Raw genomic sequence first — 2899 nt, forward strand, 5'->3', positions numbered from 1 at the left:
AAGGCGTGGCGCGAGGTAAAATGGATGAGCCGCTCGACGCGCTGTGCGGGGCAGATCAGCCCGCCGGTGCAGCGATAGACGACCTCGCCCTCCTCGCGCTCGGCGGCCGACCCGCACTCGGGACAGAGCCGGTCGAAGACATAGGCGGGGCGATCCTCGGCGGCGGTCAGGCTCTCGACGATCTGCGGGATGACGTCGCCCGCGCGCTGGACGAGGACGCGGTCGCCGACGCGGACGCCGAGCCGCTCGATCTCGTCGAAATTGTGGAGCGTCGCGTTGGTGACGACGACGCCGCCGACGGTGACGGGGTCGAGTCGCGCGACCGGGGTCAGCGCGCCGGTGCGGCCGACCTGGATGTCGATCGCGTTGAGCGTGGTCTGCGCGCGCTCCGCGGGGAATTTGTGCGCGATCGCCCAGCGCGGCGCGCGCGCGACCTGGCCGAGTCGCGCCTGCCAGTCGAGCCGGTCGACCTTGTACACGACGCCGTCGATGTCGAAGGGGAGCTCGGCCCGGCCCGCCTCGATCGCACGGTAAATGCCAAGTGCGCCGCGTTCGTCCTCGACGCGCGCGAAGGCATCGGCGACGGCGAAGCCCCAGGCGCGGAACTGGTCGACGATCGCGGACTGTGTCTCCGCGGGGACGGTGCTCGCCTCGCCCCAGCCATGCGCGAGGAAGCGCAGCGTGCGTTCGGCGGTGATCCCGGCGTCCTTCTGGCGGAGCGAGCCGGCGGCGGCGTTGCGCGGGTTGGCGAACTGGCGCGCCTCCTTGCCGGTCTGCTCGGCGTCCGCGAGCAGGCGGGCGTTGAGCGCGGCAAAGTCGGCCTTCGCCATATAGACCTCGCCGCGGATCTCGAAGACCGCAGGGTAGGGGGGCTCGCCGGCCAGTTGCTGCGGGATGTCGGCGATCGTGCGGACATTGGCGGTGACGTCCTCGCCGACCTGGCCGTCGCCGCGGGTCAGCGCCTGGACCAGCCGGCCGTCTTCGTAGCGCAGCGAGCAGGACAGGCCGTCGATCTTGGGCTCGGCGGTGAGCGCAACGGGGGCGTCGTCGGCGAGCTTGAGGAAGCGGCGGACACGCCCGACGAACTCCTCGACCTCCTCGTCCGAAAACGCGTTGTCGAGGCTCATCATCGGCTTGGCGTGCGCGACCTTCGACAGATGCCCGGCGGGTGCGGCACCGACGCTGCGGCTCGGCGAATCGGCGCGGACGCTGGCGGGGAAGGCGGCCTCGATCGCGGTGTTGCGGCGGACCAGCGCGTCATACTCCGCGTCGCTGATCTCGGGCGCGTCGTCGGTGTGATAGCGCGCATTGTGATAGGCGATGCGCTCGGCGAGCGTCGCCAGCTCGGCGGCGGCCTCCGCTTCGGTGGCGGGAAGGGCGGACGTGGGCAGCGCGGTCATGATCGCGGGGTTAGGCAGCTGCCCCGCGCGCGGCAAGAGCGTCAGGCGGTTTCGAGCAACCGTTCGGCCTGCGCGCGCGCCTCGTCGGTGATCGTCGCGCCCGAGAGCATGCGGGCGATCTCCTCACGGCGTTCGGCCTCGTCGAGCGCGCGGACGCCGGTGCGGGTGACGGTGCCATCGTTGCTTTTCGCGATCAGCAAATGCTTGGCGCCGCGCGCCGCGACCTGCGGGCTGTGCGTGACGACGAGCAGCTGCGTGCTCTGCGCGAGCCGTGCGAGTCGCTCGCCGATCGCGCTGGCGACCGCGCCACCGACGCCGCGGTCGATCTCGTCAAATACCATCGTCGTCGCGCCGCCTTCTTCCGCGAGCGCGACCTTCAAGGCGAGGATGAAGCGCGACAATTCGCCGCCGCTGGCGATCTTGGTGAGGCCGGCGAACGGCGCGCCGGGGTTGGTCGAGATTTCGAACTCGACACGGTCCTTGCCCGCGCCCGACCAGCCCTCCTCGCCGAGCGGGGCGCAGACGGTGCGGAAGCGGGCGGCGTCGAGTTTCAGCGGCGCGAGTTCGCCCGCGACCGCGGTGTCGAGTCGCAGCGCAGCCTTGGCACGGCGGGCCGAGAGCGCGTCCGCAGCCTTGTCGTAGGCGGCACGCGCCTTGGCGAGCGTCGCCTCGAGCACCGCGATCCCGCCTTCGCCCGCGTCGAGTCGTTCGAGCCGGGCACGCATCTCATCGGTCAGCGCGGCGAGGTCGTCGGGCTGGACGCGGTGTTTGCGTGCCATCGCGCGAAGTTCGAACAGCCGCGCCTCGTCGTCCTCGAGGCTGCGCGGGTCATAGGCGAGGTCGATCCGCGCATCGCGCATCCGTTCCTCGGCGACCGATCCCTCGATCACCGCGCGGTCGACCGCGGCGAGCGCGTCGGCGAGCGCGACATGATCGCCCGAGATCCGCTCCAGCACGCGCGCCGCCTGGCGCAGCTTGGCGAGCCCGCCGTCCGAGCCTTCGAGATAGTCGTCGATCGCCGACAGGTCGTCCGCGATCTTCTCCGCGCGCTGCATCGAGCGGCGGGTATCGGCGAGCGTCTCCTCCTCACCGGGTTCGGCCCCCAGCGCGGTCAGTTCGGCGACGGTGTGTTCGAGCCAGTCGCGATCACGCGCGGCGCTCTCGATATCCGCGCGGGCAGTGGCCAGCGCGTCCTCGGCCTCGCGCAATGCGGTCCACGCGCGCGTCGTCGCGGCGGGTTCGGTACGGCCGAAAATGTCGAGCAGCGCGCGGTGGCCGCGCGGGTTGAGCAGGCCGCGCTCGTCATGCTGGCCGTGGATCTCGACCAGCGTCGGCGCCATCTCGCGCAGCAGCCCGGCGGAGGCCGGCTGGTCGTTGACGAAGCCGCGGCTGCCGCCATCGGCCTTGACGATGCGGCGGATGATGAGCGGTTCGCCCGCCTCGATCGTCAGCCCGTTCTCGTCGAGCAGCGCCATCAGCGGCGTGCCGGGGGCGGGCGG

2 protein-coding genes are annotated in these 2899 nt (G+C 71.8%); both read right to left on the reverse strand.

The annotated features are described in order from the left end of the window. A partial coding sequence (ligA, locus tag sphsw_RS20455) for an NAD-dependent DNA ligase LigA (RefSeq protein ID WP_042467066.1) occupies positions 1-1400 on the reverse strand: 1400 nt, incomplete at its 3' end. Between the two features lie 41 nt (positions 1401-1441). Next, positions 1442-2899 (reverse strand): DNA repair protein RecN (locus sphsw_RS10945; RefSeq protein ID WP_031440651.1); only part of this gene is annotated, 1458 nt, incomplete at its 5' end.

It is taken from the genome of Sphingomonas sp. FUKUSWIS1 (assembly GCF_000733135.1).
GTDB classification, from domain to species: Bacteria; Pseudomonadota; Alphaproteobacteria; order Sphingomonadales; family Sphingomonadaceae; genus Sphingomonas; species Sphingomonas aerolata.